Below are 23,108 nucleotides of genomic sequence, written 5' to 3' on the forward strand. Positions count from 1 at the left end.
GTAAACAATTTCAAGCTATAAACTGTAAATTATCAATACCATTACAGACATCCTTAAAACTTTAAGGTTTAGCGATCGCCTAATTTATGAAAAATACAGCTCATACAGTTACTTTTATATTACATTGCAAATATCTATGTAACATGTAAAGATGCCAGCGCTCATTGCTATACATGGTGAAAGCTATGGGGGACGATCCTTTAACTTCCTTTGGTTATAAATTAACCGATCTCCAAGAGGGTGATTTAATCTCTAAGAGTAAATTTGTTGATAACTAACTTATTCTAAATCCTATATCCTCAATTTTGAAAAGCTTATGTCTTTGCTAGTCAACAAAATCACTATATCCCCAGAAGAAAAAAACTCTTTTGCTGAGAATGGATTTATCAAACTCAAAAAACTATTTACGGATGAAGCGATCGATAAATTACAGAATTTAATCCCCCAATCCAATCAAGTAAAAAAAGTTCCCGAATCTTACGGTGGTGATTTTTCCAGAATGGGTTACGAGCTGGAAAATGCCGTAACAAAAAAAATCTATTCTGAGGAAAACTTTAAAAATACCCTCAAGCAATTAATCGCCAATGAATTAATCTTTACCCAAGATTTGGGATTTGAATTAAAACCAAGTAGAAAAGGATTTCCATTCCATCTAGATTTAGTGAGCTTCAACTTTATTAAACCAGAAGATTTAGCCTATTCTATTTGGATACCCCTAGTTCCCATTAACACCAAAGGGCAACATGGAGGCATGGCATATGTACCTCGAAAGGCTTATCCTACCTTTGGGTACTATGCTCTCCGGTACGAACTAATACAACACCAAGATTTTGCCGAATTTTGTCAAACCGAAGATTTTAATTATGTTGATTTTTTCTACGCTTCTAAACTGGAAAACTTAGTTTTAGAGAAAAATAAAGTAGAAGATGATTTTGAAGTGGGGGATGCCCTTCTACTAGACAAATTTGTTTGGCATAGAAGTGTCCCTTTCCTGGAAGGAAAATTACAATCAAGAATGGCATACACAATGCGTTTTGTAGATTCCCAAGCCCGCTATTCAAAAACTTTTCTAGATGGTCTTTATTCACTGATAAAAGCTAAGGGTGATGATACTTTAACTTCCTTTGGTTATAAATTAACTGACCTTAAGGATGGTGATTTAATCTCTAAAAGTAAATTTGTTGAATGCTAATTAAATATCGTGTATTATAATGTTTTTCGTAACTACTAAACTAATGAAAACATAAAAAAATAAACTGTTTCTAACCTAAATAGTCCCATAACTTCCTTTAATCCATGCCAAGCCCAATACTGACATTTCCGCCCATGGGAATTGACAAGATTTCGACTCTGTTAGCTCGAAACCAATCCCACTGCCCACCCATTTCTCTAGCTTTTGGTCAATCGGAGTTCCCGATTCAAAAATATGTTGACCTGACTTTACAGGCAAAAGATCTAGAAAAAGTACTAGGTTACGGGGATATTGGCGGACAGATATCACTGCGGGAAAAAATTAGCAGCTTTTACGCCTCGACCTTAGGTGTGGATCTCCCAGTGTCACAGATATTGATAACTGATGGGGCGACTGGTGCATTAGTCTTGGCCCTGGGGCTGTTGGTGCGCCCTGGTAGCGAAGTCATTATACCAGCAGTCGGATATGCGGCCTATCCGCGAATTGTGAAGATGTTTGGTGGCATTCCAATATCGGCACCCCTGGATGCAGAGTTTAACCTCTCACCTCACCGACTGCCGGATTTGATAAGTGCCAAAACCGCTGCCATAATCCTCAACTCTCCGGGAAATCCCTACGGAAATATAGGGAGTTTGGAAATACTAGCAGAAATTACTTCATTCGGTATTCCAGTCATTTTCGACGAAGTTTACCAGTTAATGACCTTTGGGGGGGATTTCGCTCCCAGTGGGACGCAACTGCCTGGGGAACATTTTGTTGTCAATGGATTTTCCAAGTCTTTTGCCGTTCCGGGATTGCGTATCGGTTTTCTGATTGTACCGCCAAGCTATGCTGAAGCTGCCGAGAGTCTAAAAGTCTTGTTGAATATTTGCCCGAATCTGATCGGACAACTGTTGGCAGAAAGACTGCTAGAGCAAGCGCCAGTTCTGCTAAAGGCTCATCAAAGCTACTTGCGTCCCTGCCACAATTTCTTCTTGGACGCTTGCGATCGCTACTCTGTCCCAGCACTCAGAAATTCCCAGGCTGGATTTTATGGCATCATACAACTGCCTGAAGGGATGGACTCTATGACAGCAGCATCGATACTCGCCAAAGATTATGCAGTTGCTACTGCTCCGGGAAAGGATTTTGCTGAAACCGACCCTGGTTTTTTGCGCGTCAACTTTACTAAAAGCGGTCAAGATGTGTCCGAGGGAGTAAGGAGGATAGCAGAATTCCTTGCAAAAGTCAACCCTGAACACTTGCGATCGCATTCCCTTAGTGTTTCGGGCTTAAGCTTGAGTTAACGGCAAATGCAAATGAATATGACAGCACTACTACTGGCAAACATTGATTTAGAGGAATTATTTGCACAATTAATGGCTGAGTTGAAGAAACGCAAGCCCAATCTAAATTTGCGAATCTGGCCAGAATGCGGGAAACCTGAAGAGATTGAGATTGTGCTGGCATGGTGCCCCCCACTGGGAGTGATGCAAAGATTTCCCAATTTAAAGCTGATTATATCCCTAGGAACGGGCGTAGAAGGGATTTTAGTAGACCCTGACCTGCCAGATGGCATCCCGATTGTGCGTCTAATCTCAGAGAACCAAACATTGGAAATGGTTGAGTATGTTACTTTTGCTGTTTTGCTGTTTCAACGGCGGTTTATAGAGTATCAGGCATTGCAGCGATCGCAACGCTGGGAATATCTACCTGCACAAGATGCTAGATCCTTTACAATAGGGATTTTGGGAATGGGTAATCTCGGTTCGACGGTGGCTAAAAAGCTTGCAGTCATGAGGTTTCCTGTGCGGGGATGGAGTAGAACCCCCAAAGCAATTCCCGGAGTGGAGTGCTTTCACGGTCATGAACAGTTTAAGCTTTTTTTGAGCAAATGTCGGCTGATCGTGTGTTTGCTGCCCCTAACGCCGGAAACTGAGGGTATTCTCTGCCATGAAACGTTTTCAGCTTTACCGACCGGGGCTTACTTAATTAATGTCGGTCGAGGCAAGCACTTGATAGAAGCCGATTTATTGAGTGCATTAGATTCCGGTCAAATTGCCTGGGCCTGTTTGGACGTATTCCATCAAGAACCCTTGCCCAAGGACGATCCTTTTTGGTCTCATCCGCGCATTATAGTAACTCCCCATATTGCTGCTATAGGTCCGGCTGAAGAGTTTGCCGTTAGTATTCTGGATGCAATCAATTGCAGTCGCGAGGGAAGACCGTTGAAGAATGCAATTGATCGAAACCGGGGTTACTAAGTCTTAATTTGGTGTTTGCTCAATAGTGGTTAAGTCTATGCCAAAGAAAGACTCTTTGACGATCAACTAATACCAAGCGTGAAAAAATAATGTTACGAATAGTTTAGTCAACTAAAATAGTTTAAGTCAGATGCATATTTGTTCAAATAGATTGTTTGAGGGCAAAAAATGATAATAATAACTACTTCTACTGACTACTAGAAACAGTATTAATATTTGTAGCAAACATTTATAAAATTGGTATAAATTCACCTTAATTATACAAGAAAGGAGCTATTTTATGGAACCAACACAACTTCCCGAAGCCGAGAGGGCTTTCAAATATTTTGATTTGTATGGCTCAATGCGAGCGCACAAAATCATGCTAGAAGATATGGCAAGGATGGAAGCCTATCACTCGGCGATATTCAAGAACAAGTCGGAAATGATTGCGGACAAGGTCGTCCTTGATGTCGGTACTGGAACAGGTGTATTAGCTGTTTGGGCGGCTAAAGCCGGTGCAAAACAAGTTTATGCTGTGGACGCCAGTAATGCAGCTAAACTTGCTAGACGCTTAGTTCAGTCGTCAAATGTGTCAGATGTCGTGACAATTCTCAACTCAAAAGTAGAGGAAGTGGAAATACCCGAACCCGTAGATGTAATTGTCAGCGAATGGATGGGCTGCTTTTTGCTCAAAGAATCGATGTTTGATAGCGTGGCATATGCTCGCGACAAATGGCTAAAACCAGGTGGATTGATGTTGCCTTCCCGTGCCACAATTATCCTTGGACTTTACGCACCAGGGAATGATAGCGATCGCACCAATGTTGTCAAGTTAAAGTTGGAAAAAGAGATAGCAGAGTGGAAGGAAACGGTTACTAATCTTCAGAGTCTTGATGTGGACTATTCCATTTTCACTTCGGAGGTGCTTCAGGACTTATCAGACTACTTTTTGACAAATAGTATGCGCGTCAACTACTTGTCCCCAGACGATATTGCCTCAGCACCACAGAAAGTGCTAGAGTTTGACTGTGCCACAGTCGATCCGACCGCACTCGTCCAGTTCAGCCAGGATTTCGAGTACACTATCAGCAAACACGCTGAAATTAAAGGGTTTCTTGGCTGGTTCACCACAGATTTTCCCAACGGAGTCGTTCTTGATACAGGGCCTGGACCAACTTACAGCCATTGGGGACAGCAATTATACCCCCTCAAAGAGAGCTTAAAAGTTGCGCCGGGCGATCGGGTAGTGGGAACAATTAGTGTTAGCCGAGATCCGGATGAGCCGAGATTTAACGTAGTTGAGTTAAAGTACCAAGTTAATACAGGTCTAGAACAGACTGCTCTGTTCAACGTAGGCCATGTACAACATCTGGATGAAGGATCAAAAAATGTATTCGGCTGACCGGGTGATATGAAGCCCGATTGACATCCTCCCGACGCTGCTCTCACGAGACAGCGCGGGAAAACTATTTAAAAATTTAGTGTTACCGAAAAATTAAGGTTTAAAGCCTCTCCTTTAAAGGAGAAACAAGAAAAATTTTTCCTTTGAGTCAATCCTCTTCTTTTCAAGGAGAGGTAATTATTAATTATTAATTATTAATTATTAATTATTGAATGTACCTCATAAACCTGGAATCCGCTGTAACATCTAAAGGCAATGATACTTTAACTTCCTTTGGTTATAAATTAACTGACCTTAAAGAAGGGGATTTAGTCTCTAAAAGTAAATTTGTTTCATGCTAATTAAATTTCGTGTATTATGATGTTTTTTTGATTAATGTATAATTGATGATTGATAATTACCTCTGGTTAAAACCGAGAGGATTGAATATAATAAATATTGTCTTTTTTCCCTTAAAAGGGAAGATTTTAAACCTGAATTCTTTAATTATTAATTATTAATTATTAATTCTTTGGTAACTACTAAATTAATGAAAATATAAAAAAACTAAACCATGAATGTCAAGACAAAAAGTTCTAACCTAAATAATCCCATAACTCGCTTTTATTCCGAAGAAGAACGAAATTTGCGCATCGATCTTGCTGCTGCTTACCGCTTGATTCACTACTATGGGATGACAGACATGATCTACACCCATATTTCCGTGCGCATTAAAGAGGAACCACCAATATTCCTCATTAATCCCTATGGTCTGATGTTTGACGAAATATGTGCATCCAATTTAGTTCCAGTGGATGCTAATGGCAACAAAATTGACCAGGCAGACGCGGATGTCAATCCTGCTGGATTCACCATACACAGTGCCATTCATTTAGGTTGTCCTAATGCCCATGCAATCATCCACACCCATACTGTTAGTGGCATGGCTGTTGCTGCGATGGAAGAGGGTTTATTGCCACTTAACCAAATTTCAATGGAATTTTATAATCGAGTTGCCTACCATGATTATGAGGGTATCTCACTTAACCTGGATGAGCGAGAAAGACTGGTGGCATCATTGGGAGACAAGAAATGTTTAATTCTCCGTAACCACGGTCTTTTAACTATAGGTGAGACAATTGCAGAGGCATTCTATTATATGTACTACCTGAATAAGGCGTGCGAGATTCAGGTTAATGTATTAAATAGTAACACCAAACCGATTATACCATCACCTGAAATTTGCGAACATACAGCAAAGCAGTTCGAGGGTCCATTCCTCCAAAACAACAAAGAATTTCAGAGTGTATGGAAAGCTAATCGCCGTTTGCTCAATCGGCTAGATCCCTCCTATATTGATATTTTACCCAATCATTAGAGAAAACTATGACATCTTCAAATATACAAAAAAACTACGATGCCGTCATCGTCGGTGGTGGACACAATGGACTAATTGCAGCCTGTTATCTTGCCAAAGCGGGTAAATCTGTTTTAGTTCTAGAACAACAGGATACAGTAGGAGGAGCAGTTGTTTCCCGCCAACTATTTCCAGGTATCGAAGCGAAACTCTCAGTGTATGCCTATTTAGTGGGAATGCTCCCACAAAAAATTATCTCAGATCTAGATTTAGATTTTCAATTCCGACAAAGAGATCCCGCTTCCTTCACTCCATACGAAAAAGATGGAAAGTATGAAGGTTTACTGATTAGTAATAGTGATGAAGCAATTACTAAGAAATCTTTTGAACAACTCACCGGAAATTCAGAAGAGTACCAAAACTATTTCAAATTCCATCAATTACAAAAATCTCTAGGAAAGCATCTTTGGCATTCATTGCTTGAACCGATGCAGACTAGAGAAGAAATTAAAAAGCTTTTTCAAACAGAAGAAGAAAAGCTAGCCTGGCAGTTATTTATCGAGCAACCCTTGGGAGTTGCTATTGAAGAATTCTTTCAAAGTGATTTGGTGCGGGGTTTAGTTTTCACAGATGGAACCATTGGAACCTTTACCGAGAAATTGTGGGTATGCGCCTCCCCTTGGATAGAGGAAAAAAGAAAAAATTTTTCGATCCTTAGTCAATCCTATCCGTTTTCAAGGAGAGGTAAATTATTAATTATTAATTATTAATTATTAATTGTTGAACCATCCCCATGACCCTTCCTTACAACAAAATCGGACGTTTCTTTATCATATTATTGCCAATGGTACAGGAGATTGGTGCGTTCCAGTGGGTGGTATGGGGAAACTGACAGAGGAACTTGTTGCTCAATGCCAAAAAAATGGTGTGGAAATACTCAACCATGCTGAAGTTACAAAAATAGAGCCAGAGGAAGTGCAAGCAACCGTAAAGTTCCAACATAATAACCAAGAAAACCATGTCAGTGGAAGATATGTCTTAGTTAATCTTGCGCCGAAAAAACTTTCCCAACTGTTGAGTGATTATAATCCTCCCAACGATCCCAAAGATGAAGGATCTTTTGTCAAAATTAATATGGTTTTAAGGAAGTTACCTCGTTTGAAAGTAGATTACGATTCTGTAGAAGCATTTACTGGAACATTCCACGTCAACGAGGGTTATCAAAACATCATCGATAGCTACAAAATGGCTTGTGAAGGAGTGATACCAGAACATCCCCCTGGCGAGTTTTATTGTCATAGTTTAACGGATGATTCTATTCTCTCCCCATCTCTGAGAGCAGAAGGCTACCAAACTCTAACTTTATTTGGATTGGAAATGCCTTATAGCTTATTTGTTAAAGACAATGAAACAGAGAAACAGAAAGTATTAGAGAGGTATCTTAATGGAGTAAATCAATATTTATTAGAACCCATAGAAGATTGTATAGCGCGGGATGAAAATGATCGACTTTGTGTTGATGTCGCAACTCCAGTGGATGTGGAACGAGAAGTGGGCATTCCCACAGGTCATGTCTTCCATCAATCTCTTTCCTGGCCTTTTGTAGAATCAGAGGAAGAACGGGGAATGTGGGGTGTAGAAATTGGCTTTGATAATATCTTCTTGTGTGGTTCTGGAGCTAAACGGGGAGGATGTGTTAGTGGGATTCCAGGGCATAATGCAGCAATGAAAGTTCTAGAATTTTTCTAGAATTGCAATTCAATAAATTAAATTATGGAAAGGAATATGGTCAGTATACCAAGTATAGAGATTTTACAACTTAATTCAGAAACTGTACCCGAGGGAATTTCCTACTATCCCAGCCTTAATAGTGACGAAACAATGATAGCTACCTACCCACCTAATACTATGGAGAATTTGTATGTCCATCGCAATCAAACAGACTATATTAAAGTAGTTCGTGGTCAGTTGATTTGGGTTATTTTATCTGAAGGAAAATATCAATCTATTCGGTCTTTTAAAGGAGGAAGGAATTTTATTGTTGACTATACGGGAAGACTATCGCCGTGAAATGCAGACAGCCTTAGATAAATTACCCTGGACATTAGTCAGTGAAGAGTATTTTCCTATCTATGACGAAGCAAAATTGATGTATCTTCTAGCTTTTAAAAAGGAGCGATCGCTATAATTTTGCATCTTTTGCATCTAGTATAAGTTTCAAATTAAGTGTTTTTATAAAAAACTATAAGAGAGAAGAGACAGTTTATGACCAATCAAACAAAACTTGAAAAAACTTCTTTATCCAATTATAATCGTGACATAAGTACAACTAGACCTTTATCTTCGGAACAGGTAGCTCGATACCATGAAAATGGATTTGTTGTTATTCCTAATTTCTTTGAGATAGAAGAAATTAAGCCTCTTCAACAAGCTTTTGAAAAAGATCCAGATATAATCAGCGAAAATGAGACCCATTTTTTCGATAGTCAAGGCTATAGTAATCAGATAGCCCATTGGGGAAAATTAGGAGACTCTTTGTTGGGATGTATTCCTAGATTAGCTCGAATAGTAGATGGAGTAGAAGTTCTATTAGGTGGGCAAGAGTGCTACCATTGGTATTCAAAAATTGTCAAGAAAAAACCTCATTCTCAAGGGAGTATTGAATGGCATCAGGACTACGGTTCTTGGTACTATGATACTTTTTTGTTTCCTGACATAGTAAATATTTTTTTGGCGGTTAATGAGCATTCTATAAAGAACGGCTGTGTCAAAGTTATTAAAAAATCCCATTTAGTCAATCGAATCGATCATAGCATCCGAGGAGAAGCTATTACGGCCGATCCAATTCGCATCGAACAAATACTACAAAAACTTGAATGTTTCAATGTAGAGATGAAACCAGGCGATGTTATGTTCATACATAGTAATACAATACACAGTAATAATACTGATAATCCACGAATAAATTTAATTTCTACCTATAGTGCCGCATCCAATGAGCCAGTTGCTCCACCAACTGAATACCATCGTTATAAACCTATAGAAAAATTGCCTGATTCTTGGCTCTTAGATGGTAAATATAATTCTGTCTTTGATACTCAAGAGTTTTTAGAACCAGAAATTCGAGAGATGACTATCCAAGGCAGAAAAGAAAGTAATTAGAGAATAGCTTTTAGTACATTACAGGAAATACTTAAGCGATCGCATAAGCAAAATAATATGTCTGAGACACGAAAAAATATGTCTGAGTTAACTCGTGAACAAATCGATACCTTTCACAGTAAGGATTCGATTGAACCTCTAACTCAGCCAGAAGACCTAAAAAGTCAGCGGTTTGTCAAAATATCCGAGCGAGAAGATAGGTGCGATATTCCTAAATCTGTCTGGAGACCATTAACAGAAAATGCCTATTTACAAACTTGGAAAGGGATCATTATCGATAAAGACCCCACCCAAATTGCAGTTTATCCAATGCTCATCTATGAACTTCGGCCGAAAACAATTATTGAACTAGGCACTCTCAAGGGAGGAAGTGCAATTTGGTTGGCAGATAATTTAGAATTATTTTGCATAGAAGGTCAGGTTCATTCTGTAGATATCGATCTTTCTCAGCTTGATGACAAAGCAAAAGCAGACTCTAGAATTCATTTTTTAGAAGGCGATTGTAACAACATCAGTACTGCTTTACCTCCTGAGATGCTTTCAACTCTAGAGCATCCTTGGCTGGTAATAGAGGATGCTCATGTAAACATGGTTGGAGTTGTTGAATATTTCCATTGTTACGGTTTGCAAAGTGGAGACTACTTGATTGTCGAAGATACTAACAAATTTATGTGGGAGGTTTGGTGGGATTGGGATGACAAAGAATATATTGAACGAGGAGTGCGGAAACTGGATGACTTTAGAAATTGGTTAATGAAACATGAAGAAGATTATGATATCGATACCTTTTATCAAGATATGTATGGATACAACGCCTCTAAAAATTGGAATTCTTTTTTAAAAAAAGTCTAAAAACCAAAAAGTCAATGACCATCAATCACAGCCATCTCAAACGTGATCGAGATATTGAATTGAGTGCAAACCAATCATTTGTTACTGTTGCGGGTAAACGGTTCTACTACATTTGGTTACGTGATAATTGCTTAGATTCTCAATCTCGCCATGGCGGTTCTTGGGAAAAACTGAATGATATTAGCAAGCATAAGGCACCGCCTCAACCTTTATCGATTCAAATACAAGATAATAATCTAATTATTGACTGGGATGAAAATCCTCCGCATCGCAGTATTTTTCCAATTTCTTGGTTGCTCAATAATACCTACGATGTCCACAATGCAGAAGAGATTGAAAAACAGGTTATTCTTTGGAATAAAGCATGGCTGGAAACCAACTCGATACAGAAGTACGATCTCCAATCCTGTAGTCGGGAATCTTGGATGAATCAGTTGTTGCAATTAGGATTTGTTGTTATCCGTAACATACCCTTGGAAGAGTTAGAAAGTTTTTTGGTATCCTTGGGACCAATCCGCAACACAGAGTATGGAACGATTATTACTCAAAATATCAGTTTAGCAGAGAGAGATATTGCGGCAACAAGTAATGTTTTAACGCCTCACACCGATTTAAGTTTCTGGTGCAATCACAAAGTAACAGAGTTTTTGTATTCTGTTACTAATGATACTATTGGTGGGGAATCTTTAGTAGTTGATGGTTTTTATGTTGCGAGGGACTTTCGCGAAGATCATCCTAACGAGTTTCGGATTTTAGCAGAAACTCCAGTTCCTTTTTGCCGAGTAGAACCTGAATATCAATATTCTTTTCGCCCCAAACATTCTATTATTGAACTGGATCGCGAAGACGAAATTGTTGCCGTGCGTTTTAGTCACAAGAACTGTACTCCCATTCTTCCTGCCGAGCAAATAGAGGCGTTTTATCAAGCCTACATCACCTTTTCTCACTACCTGAAAAATCCGGATTACCAATACCGTTTCCGACTTGAACCAGGCGACTGTCTGCTTATGCAAAACTTTAGGATTATGCACGGAAGGACTGCTTTCAAAGCAACTTCAGGAAGTCGAGAGTTTAGGGTTGGATATATTGAGTGGGATTATGTTCTCGGACGGTACTTTTATCAACGCGAGTTTAATGAAAACTTCAGCCATAACAATTCAAGGTAACTAACAAGCTTGAGACTAACTTAGCACTAAATTAAGAAAAGAATTAAAAATTATGAAAGACCTCAACATTGATTTTGAAAAACTCAAAAATGAGTGGGAAAATAAAGGTTTTAAGTGTGAAACTCATGAAACACCTCCTGGAGACTATTGGTCAAGTGACGGTCATGAGAGTGATGAAATATTTATCCTTTTAGAAGGAGAATTAGAAGTATCGTTTGAAGGAAAAACTTACTACCCTACTCTTGGTCAAGAATTTCGAGTTCCTGCAAATGTTCCTCATACGTTTAAAAATCCTGGAACAACAGCTAATCACTTGATTTGGCTTTATGCTTACCAATGGAAAGATAATGTTAGCGGTGCTAAAATATCGGCTAATTAGGGCTTGCAGAATCACCATATCCATTCTGAAAGTAGATCGTCCTTTGAGCTCTTGTATCAATAGCTTATAGCGCTTTTCACATGGATAGACTACAGTTAGTATGGGCAACCCAAAAGCATTTTTCTACTCCCTACTCCCTACTCCCTACTCCCTACTCCCTAGCCAAAATAATTTTGTGGTCTACTCAAATGAAAAGCGCTGTAATTCATTCGGAAAATCCTCTGGAATTATTGTCATGTATAGGTGAAATTATAGCGGTTTTCAAATGGGTAGCTCAAATCTTTGTAGGTTATATTCCTATCCGACTGGATAATTGTTTCCATCCAAATGAAAAGCACTATAGCAATCCTATTTTATTTGTGGCAAAAATCTTACTGCTTTTTAGGCAACAGGCAACAGGCAACAGGCAACAGGTAAGAGTTTCAACTTTTTTATTTACTTTTTAATCTGCCACAACCTATTTAGGACTGCTATATAAGCTAGTTTCGAGAACATAAATAGTTGCAGCAAGCGCCGTTTGAATTGCCCCTTGAATTGAAGCATGATTAATACCTAAATGTTCCCCGGCAAAGAATACACGGGGATTATTTATAGGATAAGGTTGACCAAGAAAAGGTTGATATTTTTCCCGATCGCCAGGGGCAAAATAGGCATAAGAACCAGAACCAAGATTATTATCTTCATCCCAGATACTATGAACAACATCATCAGTATATTGTTTAATATTGGGATGTAGTTGGGAAACTTCTTCTAAAGTTAAATCTGTTTTAGTTGACTCATCTAAAGTAACAAACTTTCTGGAATTATCTTCCCAACGATAAGCAGCAGTTAATACAGATGGCTGATAGGAAATATCTTTATTCTTAGCAACAAAATGAGGTTGAGAAAAGTTGTTTGCATCTAATTGAGCATTATCGCAAGGATACCAACACTTTTCAATATTTAAGTCCGTAAAACTGCCCCCACCATAAATATTTTCGGCAAATTCCCAAGGACGGGCAGTACAGTGTAATAGAGTTTTACTAGAACTACAATAACCTAAATGATTAATAGCTTCCTGTTGTTTACTAGGCAAAATAGGGTCAAAATTAATTCGAGCTAAAGCAGTAGTTGGAACAGTACAAATAATATAGTCAAATTCGGCAGTCTGTTGCTTATCCAACTTATTCCAGTCAACTAGAACCCCTTTATCTGTCATTGCTATATTCGTTACTTTTGCTTCAGTCTCGATTTTTCCTGATATTCTTTTAGCCAAAGCCTTAATTAAAATATCCATCCCTCCAATTAACTCATATTGTTCAACTTGATGCCAAGCAAAGAAGTCAATTAAACCATTTAATAGAGAAACTTTTTCATAATGAATTGCTCCAGTAGCATGACCTAGTAATTCAAAAGCATCGGGAGAAAGATGACTACGAAAATAGTCGGTAACTGTTAAATTATCGCATTTTCTAACTCGATCGCTGGTAAAAGTTGGCGCAAATAACTCCCATTTTTCCTGTTCGGAAAAAGAATCGATTAATTCTGACAATAACTCATCGTAAATTATCCCAGGATCTTTTTTCTCATCAGCAGTTAAATTGTAAACAGAAAACAAATCTTGATAACTATCTAAACGAGTTTTCTTTCCCCTCAGATAATAAAAAGCTGCGGGATTGTAATTAATAAAAGGTCTTTTTGCTAGCTTAAACTGATCTATATAGTGTAGCGTGCAACCATGACTCGCCGGAATTCGCATCGCGCCTAATTCCCCATAAGTACCATCACTAAAATAATGAGTTTTAATCCTTCCCCCCAGACGAGAATCAGCCTCTAATAAGGTAATATTGTGATTGAGCTGACTTAGTTCGTAAGCACTAACAAGTCCCGCAATTCCTCCGCCAATAATTGCAACTTGTTTGCGAGTACCACCCTGGTCATAGGGAATAAGAGAGCCAGGATGACTATACAAGCGCTCAAAATAAAATGGACAATCTAAGTCTAAAATCTGGTCGTACATTATATATTCGACTTGAATTAATTTTATTGACATCCTCCCGACGTTACTCTACGAGACAACGCGGGATTCCTATCTATTCAAACAACCGAAGTTGCTCAAACTCAAGGCGGATTGACACATCATTGCTGTTTGCTTGCTTTTTACAGCGAGACTTACGACGGCTCCGTGCCCGATAAATAATCGACCGTTGACCCTCGGCGACTACATCAAAAAGTGATAGCTGAATCGGATTTTCTGCTACTGTTTCTTTAACTGTTTTTACCTTGGTTTTCGGTTGAACAACTTCTAAAATATTGACAGCGGCATTTATATCGCGGTCATGGTGTGCGCCACAACTCAAACAAGTCCATTCCCTAACATTTAATTCTTTTTTACCTCCTTTGAATCCACAACAACTGCATTTTTGAGAAGTGGGTTCCCATCTAGAAATGACTCTAAATTATTTACCATATTTCTCGCATTTAGCCTCAGTTAAAGTCCTAAATTTTCTCCAACCTAAATCATTAATAGCCTTAGCTAACTTACGATTTTTAATCATCCCAGAAACCTTCAAATCTTCTAGTACAATAGTGTCGTACTTTCTGATTAAATCAGTAGATAGCTTGTGTAGAAAATCTGTACGAATATCTTTAACCTTAGCATGAAGTTTAGCTACTCTTAATCTACATCGATGGCGGCGTTTACTGCCTACTTCAGTTCGAGCCAACTTGCGTTGAAATTTAGCTAACTTTTTGAGATTTTTTTGAAGTGGTTTAGGAGCAAGAATCTTTTCACCATTACTTAACGTAGCAAATGTACTAATACCTAAATCAATGCCAATAGAATTTTCAGTTTTTGGTAATGATTCTGGTGAATTTTCTACTACAAAGCTAGCAAAATAACGGCCTGCACTATCTTTAATGATAGATACAGAACTAGGTTTTGTTGGTAATTCTCTAGACCAAACTATTTTAATCTTACCTACTTTTGGTAGATAGATTTTATCTTGACTAATTTTGTAATTGGCTCCTACAAATCTAGCCGCTTGTCTAGAATTTCTACTTTTAAACTTAGGAGGTTTAACTTTAATGCCTTTGCGTTTTCCAGAACAACTATCAAAGAAATTTCTGTAAGCTTGGTCTAAATCCTTTAGAGACTGCTGCAATGGTGTAGAAGCTACATCTTTCAGCCAAAGCAATTCTTTCTTGGCGCTTGTGATGAATTGCTTGGTTAAATCAGTATATGAAGGTTTTTTCCCCCTATTAGCATACAGGTGATTACAATGTGCTAAACTTTGATTCCAAACATATCTACAACAACCAAATAGCTGATTTAATTTGGTTATTTGGATTTGATTTGGATAGATGCGATACTTGTATCTAGCCTTCAACGGTTTTGACCTATTACTAACAGGTTCGTAGTAGTATTATCGCATGGGTTGGCATTCATCCCGACGCTTCCTAAAGGAAAGCGCGGGTCTTCTGCCAACGTCATGATAAATCATTAAAAGCAGCATCGGTTTATCCCTCCTGAGTTAGTGCTAAAAGCAACATTAAGCTCTTCATCAATACTCTCATCCACGTTTAGAAGTCCAACAAGGGGGCAAGTTATTTGGTTTTACCTGGAATATATTGACTAACTACAATAGCCAGATGGCCATTCGCCTGTACAGTGGCCAGTAGGAATAGCTTCAATATCATTTTTTAGGGTCAAACAATATTCTTTTTCTCAAAGATCAATCTGACTTCCAGCATTTTAGCTGACCCAATTATTGATAACATTCTTTTTTTAAATTGGTATTATATCAAGTTTCATTATTATTAATATAATTGCGCTCCTTCTAAACCTTAACTCTGATTATTTTAGTAAGCATTCAGCTATTGCTTTTTTCTCCTTTAAAGAGAATAAAGCTGATAGCTGACCGCTGTTTGCGCAGCATTCGGGAGGAAATACTTATTTATTTTCAGATAATTGTAGTCCGTAGAGATAAGCATATCTCCCCTCTTGAGCAATTAATTCTGCATGATTTCCCATTTCCACAATTTTACCTTCTTCCAGAACTACAATTAAATCTACATCACAAATAGTTGAAAGTCGATGAGCAATAACCAAGCTAGTACGTCCTTGAAAAAGATTATTTACAGACTCTTGAATTAATTTTTCTGACTCAGAATCTAAAGCTGAAGTTGCTTCATCTAAAATGACAATTTGAGGGTTTTTTAGCAACACTCGGGCGATCGCTATTCTTTGCCTTTGTCCTCCTGATAATTTCACTCCTTGCTCGCCAATAATAGAGTTATAACCATCAGGAAAACTCATAATAAAGTTATGAGCATTGGCCGCTTTTGCTGCTGCTTCAATTTCTTCATCTGTCGCATCTAGCTTACCGTAAACAATATTATCTCTTACTGTACCGTAGAGCAGTAATGTTTCTTGAGGAACAATGCCAATATGCGATCGCAATGAATTTAAACTTACATCTCTTAGGTCGTGTTCATCAATTAAAATCCGCCCCTTTTTCGGGTCATAAAAACGTGCTGCTATTTTAGCAATTGTACTTTTTCCAGCACCGGAAGAACCAACTAAAGCTACTGAAGTTCCTGATTTAATATCTAAGTTTAAATCCTCAATAACTAACTCCCTATCCTGATAACCAAACCCCACTTCTTCAAATTTTATATTACCCTGTATAGAGGTTAAATTAATAGCATTTTCCTTATCAATAACTTCGAGTTTAGTATCTAGAACTGAAAAAATATTTTGAGCTGATACTGTTGCTTTTTGAATCATGCTGATTAACCCACTAAACCGACTAATTGGTTTATTTAGAAGGGTGACATAACTCAAAATCGCTGTTAATTCTCCAATAGTCAAACTACCAACCATTACTCCCCAAGAAGCAAAAACTAATGCAATGACATTACCTAGTTTATTCAGGGTATTAATTACTGGTGTAGATATAGCTAAAAATCGAGTTGCCTGGAGATTTTTCTCCATATAATTATGACTATATTCACTAAATCGGTCAATTTCATACTGTTCGTTACCAAAAGATTTAATGATTGTAATATTCGATATAGTGTCTTGTAAATGATTGCTAATTATCTCTCTTGCTCGATTCGTATCTTGGAATATTTTTTTGAGTCTTTTCTGAGTAAATTGTAAAAGATAAATTATCAAAGGCCAAGTCAGGGCGATCGCTATTGCTAGAAGCCAATTACTGATTAATAAATAAATAAAAACGACAATAAAAGCAAAACTATCAATTAGAATCGCGATTAAATTAGAATTCAGTAATTGCCCGACTATTTCTACATCTCTTCCCAATCGTAATATTAATTCACCAGTACGTTGATTTTCAAAATAACTAATGGATAAGAATTGAAGATGTTGATATAGCTTTATGCGAATACTTTTAATTGTGTTTTCTCCAAAGATTTTTATCGCATACAATTGCAAAAAAGATAATATACCTCCTACTAAACTCATCAATAGGATAAGTGCTGCTACCCAAGGCAGCATATTGAATTCTTTTGCGGGAATTATTACATCAATAACATAGCGATTAATTTGGGGGACAAAGAAAGTAATAAATGAGGCAATTATTGTTAATAATATGCCTAGTAAAAACGGTGTTTTATGTGGTAAGCCATAGGTAAATAGGCGCAGATATAAATTCTGGGTTTCTACCTTTTCTTCTGATTTTTCTGGTTCAACCTGAGTAGTAATTTTGTCTATTGTATTAGCTTTTATCATCACATCAGTTAAAAGTTAAAAGTAATTTATGATAACTGATAACTAAAATGACTGAGTAGATTATTGTCGTAGACCGACATATCTAAAATCAAGTCAAAAGTTAAAAGTTAAAAGTTAAAAGTTAAAAGTAATCTCTGATAACTGATAACTAAAATGACTGAGTAGATTATTGTCGTAGACCGACATATCTAAAATCAAGTCAAAAGTCAAAAGTTAAAAGTAATCTCTGATAGTTGTAATGGTAGGAACGGGTTCAGGGTTTAAATTAATGAAGCTCAAAATTTGACAACATTTGATGAGATGAACCCCACTCCCCACCCCTTACCGAAGCAGAAAAATTAAGCAATTCTTACTTCTACCTCCTCTATAATTCCCCTGACTCCTAACTACTCCCTACTCCCTAGGAATCTGACTGATAAATTTGCCGTAATTGCTCGATAATTTCCACAGTTTTGACAGAGGTGAGAATTGTTTATAAAACCTGAATATTTTCAATAGCATTAATCTCTGAAAATATCTCCTTTCCTGATTCACCAAATTTCAATTCTAATCCTAGTTATATTCCAGAAAGTATTCCTCTTTGTTCGCCTCGTTGTTCGCCAATTGCTACTCCCTCTTGTAAAATTTGTTGATACCAAGAAGATTGTTGTAAAACTGCCATATCCCACCTCATTATTTTTTGTACTATTTAGCTATCAGCTTTTAGCAGATCTGGGTTTCCCCTGCAACCCCGCGGCAGGATAGGGGTTGAAATCCCCTTCTCCCACGTTAAAAAATAATCTTGCTGACTGCTGATTACTGAGAGTTGACCGCTTCTTTAATACAAATGTAGCAAAAAATTCTAGTAAATTTTCTAATTCTGAAAGTTGTTCATCCTCCTGCAAAAGTTGCAACGCTTCTGTCACAATTGCTTCTTCTCCTCCACCTTTAAGAATAGGAACAAAAGGCATTAGGGAAATAAACAAAATTTACATACACTTTTTTTCAGAATATATTGTTTAAAAATCTGACTGATAAATTTGCCGTAATTGCTCGATAGTTTCCACAGTTTTGAGAGAGGCGAGAATTGTTTATAAAACCTGAATATTTTCAATAGCATTAATCTCTGAAAATATCTCTTTTCCTAAAGAGCAAAATTTCAATTCTAACCCTAGTTCTATTCCAGAAAGTATTCCTCTTTGTTCGCCTCGTTGTTCACCTCTTTTGACTATTTCTGTGGTTGTGCTCGGTTGGAGAATATTTATTAATACCGTATAAATATGTTTTTTGTATTTTTCTTCTGCTAATACGGCATAAGCATACATCCGAAGTGGCATTTCTGTGTTTTACCTTAATTGCATTTCATTCACAACAAGAAACTCTCCATACTCTTGACTAGAAACACGCAGCAAAACATACCCTTCTCAACTTACCCACTGGAAGTCTGAAGAAATAATTTCTTTGACAGTAACATTCGGAATTTGACTCACCCATTCTACCCAACGACTGAGGGCAATTCCAATTAGACGTTTACTGCTAATATCGACTTTTTTTGTTTTTTTGTCATTCGATGAAATCTAGTTTATTCTGTCTGTTGAAAATTCAAAAAATAGGGAATAGGGAGTAGGGGGAAATAATTGATGATTTCTGTGGGATTGATTATATTTAAACTCCGCCCTTAAGGGTGGGGTCTTATTAGAGAAGTCTAATAGTAAGGGCGGGTTCCAGTTCAAATTAATAATATCAACATTAGAAAATCTTTAACCTTCTTGCTTCTTGCTTCTTCTTATTAACTAATAACTGAAAAGACTAAACTCCTGCATGACCCAGAGCTAAACCAGTAATTAACATACCTAATACTAAAAAAGGTTGGGCACTTGCTTGATATTTCACATCATTTTCTAGAGGATTTCTGAGAAAATACATATCCTGAAAAGTAATCTGAGGAATTACCATCAATAGCAAAATTACAGCATACAAATTTTCTTGAATACTAATTAAATAAGCTGCCACTCCAGCTTGAAAAATATCAATCATTAATACACAAATCCAAGCCGCCGTACCAATGCCAAACATAACTGGTAATGATTTTAAACCCAACTTTTCATCTCCTTCCACACTCTTAAAATCATTAACTACAGCAATTCCTAATCCAGCAAAACTATAAAACAAAGTCAGAATTACAATTGTTAAATTTAACTCTCCAAATAAAGCATGACCAGTCCACCAAGGCAAAGCAATATAACTAGAACCTAAAGCATAATTTCCTAACCAACCATTTTGTTTTAACTTTAGTGGAGGTGCTGAATAAATATAAGCTAAAAATGCTCCGAACAAACACAATATAGTAATCATTGGAAAATCGTGACCAGCCCACAAATCGAGAATATATGATATGCCAACCCCTGATAGTAACAAAACTAGAATTTGAGTCACAACTTGAGGAATAGAAATTGCACCTGAAGGAATCGGTCGATAAGGTTCATTAATAGCGTCTATTTCTTTGTCATAAAAATCATTTAAAGTTTGCGTATAACCCGCCATCAAAGGTCCTGCTATTAACATACAAGTAGCAGACTGTAGTACATTTTCTAGATTCCAGCTATAATTTCCTGAAGATGCAGCTCCACAAACTACTCCCCAGATTAAAGGAATCCAAGTTATGGGTTTCATTAGTTGCAAGCGGATTTTCCAAATATTAGTTTCTCCACTTGCTGCACCTTTCATTCCTAATATTTGTCTGGTTTTAGCAGTGCTATTTTCTTCTGTTTTTGTTTCTCGATTAGTCATTTCAGTTATCAGTTATCAATTATCAGTTATCAGTTATCAGTTATCAGTACCTCTATGGAATAGGGAGGCCAGAAAATCCTGAAGTTTCTGTTCTCTTGGTCGATTGGATATGGCAAGGTTTCTTCCCCATCTCTCGACCGCTTTTCATACCCTTAAAAGGGAAAGGTTATGACCTTACTTTTTGGTCAAAGTAATTTATATACTAAGTTTGAAAATGTTTTGTGAGAAGTTTTTCAACCTACTTTTTTGAAATTACAACAGTTTTTATTTTAGTAGACTACTGTAAGGACATTCCATGAAAAATCCCTACAAGATTTTGGTTTTGGTTGTGTAGTTAATATCTCTGAAAATTACTATAAACTTTTGAGCAAAGCAAAAAATCAATCTTTTTTCCTGCTCCCCATCACCCCATCTTCCCTACTGCCTACTCCCTACTCCTTACTGCCTCTAAAAAGAAATAATCAAATAACCATCTTGAAACTTTGCACCAGTCACAGGTTTTCCGCTAAGAGGAGGTGGAAGGAAAATATTTCTTCTTTGGTCTCCAGCTTCAATTGTTACTTCTGGTCCATATTGAGTAAGTCCAATTTGTTTTTTATCAAAACCAGGCAAAAATAAACTTACTTGACTTTTTTGAATATCTATGATAATAGGCTTAGGAGCCTTAATTGCTTGACTAAAATCTGGCAGAGCATCCATTAGAGGTTGCCAATCTTCAGTAGAACGACGGGGAATCGGAGTTACGGATAATGGTGCAAATTCATCAGCAACATTATCCGCTAAATCTGCTTGATTGAGAATTACTCCCCCTACAGTCAGATTAACTTGTTGGGCACTTCCCCATAAATATTTTGCTGTGGCGATCGCTGCTGGATCTTTAGTAGTAACCAAGTATGCTGCTACCCTATTTGGGTCAGCTATAGTAGCTTTAGCATTATCTAATAGTTCATTGATTTTTTCAGTCGGTTGAGAAAAATTATCCCCTGTCCAATCAACATTTAGAATAGCACTACTAATAGGTTGAACAAATGGAGAAATAGCTTTGTAGACATCTGAGTCGAGAAGAACTTGACGGAAGCGACGAATATACCAACTCATAATTTCCGCCGAACCCAAAAGTCGTAAAGTCTCCTTATCTCCTGTGCCATCATAAATAATTACATCATATTCCCCACTAGTACTATATCCCCGCATAGTATTAATCGTCAGAATTCCTTCTACTCCTGGTAATACTCCCAGTTCTTGACCATATACCTTTTTAAAAAAGGGTGTACGGATATATTCAGCTTCTAGTTTTTTCAGTTCTTCCCAACCGCTTTCTAGTAAACTTGCTGCCTGAATATTGACTGCTTTGAGATTGGAGTCTATTTCTGTAGGTTCTGGGCCAATATTAGCACCTAATAACAAGGATAATGCAGGAGTTGGTTCTTGTCCGACAAATAAGACTCGTTTACCAAGGCTAGCGTATTGTTTGGCAGTGGCAAATGCAATGGTAGTTCGACCTGTACCACCTTTACCCAAAAATGTGTAAGTAATGGTCATTATTTATCTATCAAAAGTTTAGAATCAAGGAACATTTACATTTTGTAATTATTTAGTTTACTTTAAAATAATACTTTAGTTATAATTAATTATCTGAACTTGATATTTATAGATTTAGCTGATTTCCCAAGTCTATACCAAAGATTTTAAAGTTCAATGTCCTCCGCAACACCGCACTTGGAGAAAAATTTCCTATGCTGAACAAATGATCAGCAAGTTTGAATTGCCAGTCTAACCTTTGTCTAGCTATTAATTGATGCAGTTTAGCTATTTTGCACTTGAGAATCTTCCAAAAATCGCAAAACTTTGTACTACTCCAAGTCCATTGATATGTTGTACAGATCAATGGACTTGCTGGTTTATGATTTGAAACATCGGCAAATTCCTCAATTATCGTAATCATTCGTCATTGTGCAACGCCGCTAGCTGAAGTAAAGTATCGTACTGTTCTGGTTCTAAAACCAGTGGGGGATATGGATTTTGTGTCATCTCATTTTTATTTAAATCTTTTTTCCTATATAGAAAACATAGCCATAAAACTCTTTATATTTATCGTACAATTCAGCTTCATGTCGTTGGTTTTCTACCAGTTCTTCGGCACTTTTATTACCTACATACTTTTGCAAAAATTTTTCCTGTACAGAAACTTGCGGAGCATAAAAATGTTCAGTCCAACAATTTTCAGGCAATACAAAAGTAGCAATTGGAATATATCCAGCTTTTTCCATTTGTGTCACTTTATTTGAAATAGTATCTATTTCGGGATATTCATTATTCCAAAATTTATCAATTTCCCCAGGTCGTTCTTCAGTGAACCAAGAGACTTCTGAAACTGCAAGGAAAGCTCCTTTCTTTAAAAACTTATACCATTCATTTATACCTCGTTCAAATCCAATATTGTAGATTGCTCCTTCTGACCAGATTAAGTCTAATTCTGCATTCTGAAAAGGAAGGTTTTCCATTGAACAAACAATGCCATTAACTCTATTCTGAAGATTCAATTTCTGACTATTAATATTGAATAAATCTATAAAGATGGGAGATAGATCGATACCTGTAATATGTCCTGACGTATGATTAGCTATTACCATTGTCTGACCACCAGTTCCACAACCAATATCAGCAATTTTTGATTCATTGGTCAGATTATCAATAAAGCTCAAAGCTTTAATAGTTACTTCAGGACTCCCTGGTCCTTGTCGTTCTATAGTCGAATAATATTCGCAGATTAATCTAAAATCAAACTGATGAATGGATTTATTTTCATCACTCATGTTTTTTCTATTTTCTCTAAAAGTTCTGTATTTTCAGGTATTGGAAAAGCTCATATAATTTAATGCGACAACATT

The 23,108-nt window shown here is 37.1% G+C and carries 22 protein-coding genes; 13 read left to right on the forward strand and 9 right to left on the reverse strand.

Annotated elements, in window-relative coordinates; translation table 11 throughout:
• Positions 1–316 precede the first annotated feature (316 nt).
• From F6K27_RS16910 to F6K27_RS16970, 13 genes are all read left to right on the forward strand, one after another.
• Positions 317–1,192 carry a hypothetical protein gene (locus F6K27_RS16910; RefSeq protein ID WP_287279102.1) on the forward strand — a complete coding sequence of 292 codons (876 nt, stop codon included), beginning with the start codon at positions 317–319 and terminating at the stop codon, positions 1,190–1,192.
• Between the two features lie 134 nt (positions 1,193–1,326).
• Positions 1,327–2,478, forward strand: coding sequence for a pyridoxal phosphate-dependent aminotransferase (locus tag F6K27_RS16915; protein WP_287279103.1), 1,152 nt, complete (start codon positions 1,327–1,329; stop codon positions 2,476–2,478).
• Positions 2,479–2,490: 12 nt separating this feature from the next.
• On the forward strand, positions 2,491–3,435 hold the full coding sequence (locus F6K27_RS16920) for a glyoxylate/hydroxypyruvate reductase A (protein ID WP_287279104.1): 945 nt from the start codon (positions 2,491–2,493) through the stop codon (positions 3,433–3,435).
• 280 nt (positions 3,436–3,715) lie between these two features.
• The gene (locus F6K27_RS16925) at positions 3,716–4,819 is read left to right on the forward strand and encodes a class I SAM-dependent methyltransferase (RefSeq protein WP_287279105.1); all 1,104 of its coding nucleotides are present in this window, start codon (positions 3,716–3,718) and stop codon (positions 4,817–4,819) included.
• A gap of 553 nt (positions 4,820–5,372) precedes the next feature.
• Entirely contained in the window at positions 5,373–6,176 is an 804-nt protein-coding gene (locus F6K27_RS16930) for a class II aldolase/adducin family protein (RefSeq protein WP_287279106.1), read from the forward strand.
• A gap of 8 nt (positions 6,177–6,184) precedes the next feature.
• On the forward strand, positions 6,185–6,925 hold the full coding sequence (locus F6K27_RS16935; protein ID WP_287279107.1) for an NAD(P)/FAD-dependent oxidoreductase: 741 nt from the start codon (positions 6,185–6,187) through the stop codon (positions 6,923–6,925).
• Positions 6,926–6,935: 10 nt separating this feature from the next.
• Positions 6,936–7,904 carry an NAD(P)/FAD-dependent oxidoreductase gene (locus F6K27_RS16940; RefSeq protein WP_287279108.1) on the forward strand — a complete coding sequence of 323 codons (969 nt, stop codon included), beginning with the start codon at positions 6,936–6,938 and terminating at the stop codon, positions 7,902–7,904.
• A gap of 36 nt (positions 7,905–7,940) precedes the next feature.
• Positions 7,941–8,225 carry a hypothetical protein gene (locus F6K27_RS16945; RefSeq protein WP_287279109.1) on the forward strand — a complete coding sequence of 95 codons (285 nt, stop codon included), beginning with the start codon at positions 7,941–7,943 and terminating at the stop codon, positions 8,223–8,225.
• A 195-nt stretch (positions 8,226–8,420) separates the two neighbouring features.
• Positions 8,421–9,317, forward strand: coding sequence for a phytanoyl-CoA dioxygenase family protein (locus F6K27_RS16950; RefSeq protein WP_287279110.1), 897 nt, complete (start codon positions 8,421–8,423; stop codon positions 9,315–9,317).
• Between the two features lie 57 nt (positions 9,318–9,374).
• Entirely contained in the window at positions 9,375–10,169 is a 795-nt protein-coding gene (locus F6K27_RS16955) for a CmcI family methyltransferase (RefSeq protein WP_287279111.1), read from the forward strand.
• Between the two features lie 14 nt (positions 10,170–10,183).
• Positions 10,184–11,335: a TauD/TfdA family dioxygenase gene (locus tag F6K27_RS16960; RefSeq protein ID WP_287284499.1), complete on the forward strand. Its 1,152-nt coding sequence runs from the start codon at positions 10,184–10,186 to the stop codon at positions 11,333–11,335.
• Positions 11,336–11,387: 52 nt separating this feature from the next.
• Positions 11,388–11,714, forward strand: a complete 327-nt coding sequence (locus F6K27_RS16965; RefSeq protein WP_287279113.1) for a cupin domain-containing protein — start codon at positions 11,388–11,390, stop codon at positions 11,712–11,714.
• Between the two features lie 188 nt (positions 11,715–11,902).
• A complete protein-coding gene (locus tag F6K27_RS16970; protein WP_287300896.1) occupies positions 11,903–12,160 on the forward strand; it encodes a hypothetical protein in 258 nt (85 codons plus the stop codon).
• A gap of 11 nt (positions 12,161–12,171) precedes the next feature.
• Here the strand turns inward: F6K27_RS16970 and F6K27_RS16975 are convergent, their stop codons facing one another.
• From F6K27_RS16975 to F6K27_RS17020, 9 genes are all read right to left on the reverse strand, one after another.
• Positions 12,172–13,746, reverse strand: coding sequence for an NAD(P)/FAD-dependent oxidoreductase (locus F6K27_RS16975; protein WP_287279115.1), 1,575 nt, complete (start codon positions 13,744–13,746; stop codon positions 12,172–12,174).
• 40 nt (positions 13,747–13,786) lie between these two features.
• A complete protein-coding gene (locus F6K27_RS16980; protein WP_287279119.1) occupies positions 13,787–14,143 on the reverse strand; it encodes a zinc ribbon domain-containing protein in 357 nt (118 codons plus the stop codon).
• A 9-nt stretch (positions 14,144–14,152) separates the two neighbouring features.
• On the reverse strand, positions 14,153–15,082 hold the full coding sequence (locus F6K27_RS16985) for an RNA-guided endonuclease TnpB family protein (protein ID WP_287279116.1): 930 nt from the start codon (positions 15,080–15,082) through the stop codon (positions 14,153–14,155).
• A 563-nt stretch (positions 15,083–15,645) separates the two neighbouring features.
• The gene (locus tag F6K27_RS16990; protein WP_287279120.1) at positions 15,646–17,448 is read right to left on the reverse strand and encodes an ABC transporter ATP-binding protein; all 1,803 of its coding nucleotides are present in this window, start codon (positions 17,446–17,448) and stop codon (positions 15,646–15,648) included.
• A 695-nt stretch (positions 17,449–18,143) separates the two neighbouring features.
• A complete protein-coding gene (locus F6K27_RS16995; protein WP_287279117.1) occupies positions 18,144–18,413 on the reverse strand; it encodes a hypothetical protein in 270 nt (89 codons plus the stop codon).
• Between the two features lie 105 nt (positions 18,414–18,518).
• Positions 18,519–18,764: a hypothetical protein gene (locus tag F6K27_RS17000; RefSeq protein ID WP_287279118.1), complete on the reverse strand. Its 246-nt coding sequence runs from the start codon at positions 18,762–18,764 to the stop codon at positions 18,519–18,521.
• A gap of 472 nt (positions 18,765–19,236) precedes the next feature.
• Positions 19,237–20,217, reverse strand: coding sequence for a chlorophyll synthase ChlG (chlG, locus tag F6K27_RS17005; RefSeq protein ID WP_124145157.1), 981 nt, complete (start codon positions 20,215–20,217; stop codon positions 19,237–19,239).
• 447 nt (positions 20,218–20,664) lie between these two features.
• Positions 20,665–21,759, reverse strand: coding sequence for an ArsA family ATPase (locus F6K27_RS17010; protein ID WP_287284496.1), 1,095 nt, complete (start codon positions 21,757–21,759; stop codon positions 20,665–20,667).
• Positions 21,760–22,259: 500 nt separating this feature from the next.
• Positions 22,260–23,033: a class I SAM-dependent methyltransferase gene (locus F6K27_RS17020; RefSeq protein WP_287279002.1), complete on the reverse strand. Its 774-nt coding sequence runs from the start codon at positions 23,031–23,033 to the stop codon at positions 22,260–22,262.
• Positions 23,034–23,108: the final 75 nt, after the last annotated feature.

The organism is Okeania sp. SIO2F5 (assembly GCF_010692685.1).
Classification (GTDB): domain Bacteria; phylum Cyanobacteriota; class Cyanobacteriia; order Cyanobacteriales; family Microcoleaceae; genus Okeania; species Okeania hirsuta.

Bases quoted from the DNA above. Each gene is read 5' to 3' on its own strand.
- F6K27_RS16920 (WP_287279104.1), top strand. From the start codon at position 2,491: ATGAATATGACAGCACTACTACTGGCAAACATTGATTTAGAGGAATTA.
- F6K27_RS16970 (WP_287300896.1), top strand. From the start codon at position 11,903: ATGAAAAGCGCTGTAATTCATTCGGAAAATCCTCTGGAATTATTGTCA.
- chlG (WP_124145157.1), bottom strand. From the start codon at position 20,217: ATGACTAATCGAGAAACAAAAACAGAAGAAAATAGCACTGCTAAAACC.
- F6K27_RS16975 (WP_287279115.1), bottom strand. From the start codon at position 13,746: ATGTCAATAAAATTAATTCAAGTCGAATATATAATGTACGACCAGATT.
- F6K27_RS16925 (WP_287279105.1), top strand. From the start codon at position 3,716: ATGGAACCAACACAACTTCCCGAAGCCGAGAGGGCTTTCAAATATTTT.
- F6K27_RS16930 (WP_287279106.1), top strand. From the start codon at position 5,373: ATGAATGTCAAGACAAAAAGTTCTAACCTAAATAATCCCATAACTCGC.
- F6K27_RS17020 (WP_287279002.1), bottom strand. From the start codon at position 23,033: ATGAGTGATGAAAATAAATCCATTCATCAGTTTGATTTTAGATTAATC.
- F6K27_RS16935 (WP_287279107.1), top strand. From the start codon at position 6,185: ATGACATCTTCAAATATACAAAAAAACTACGATGCCGTCATCGTCGGT.
- F6K27_RS16955 (WP_287279111.1), top strand. From the start codon at position 9,375: ATGTCTGAGACACGAAAAAATATGTCTGAGTTAACTCGTGAACAAATC.
- F6K27_RS16960 (WP_287284499.1), top strand. From the start codon at position 10,184: ATGACCATCAATCACAGCCATCTCAAACGTGATCGAGATATTGAATTG.
- F6K27_RS16945 (WP_287279109.1), top strand. From the start codon at position 7,941: ATGGTCAGTATACCAAGTATAGAGATTTTACAACTTAATTCAGAAACT.
- F6K27_RS17010 (WP_287284496.1), bottom strand. From the start codon at position 21,759: ATGACCATTACTTACACATTTTTGGGTAAAGGTGGTACAGGTCGAACT.
- F6K27_RS16990 (WP_287279120.1), bottom strand. From the start codon at position 17,448: ATGATAAAAGCTAATACAATAGACAAAATTACTACTCAGGTTGAACCA.
- F6K27_RS17000 (WP_287279118.1), bottom strand. From the start codon at position 18,764: ATGCCACTTCGGATGTATGCTTATGCCGTATTAGCAGAAGAAAAATAC.
- F6K27_RS16915 (WP_287279103.1), top strand. From the start codon at position 1,327: ATGGGAATTGACAAGATTTCGACTCTGTTAGCTCGAAACCAATCCCAC.
- F6K27_RS16910 (WP_287279102.1), top strand. From the start codon at position 317: ATGTCTTTGCTAGTCAACAAAATCACTATATCCCCAGAAGAAAAAAAC.
- F6K27_RS16950 (WP_287279110.1), top strand. From the start codon at position 8,421: ATGACCAATCAAACAAAACTTGAAAAAACTTCTTTATCCAATTATAAT.
- F6K27_RS16965 (WP_287279113.1), top strand. From the start codon at position 11,388: ATGAAAGACCTCAACATTGATTTTGAAAAACTCAAAAATGAGTGGGAA.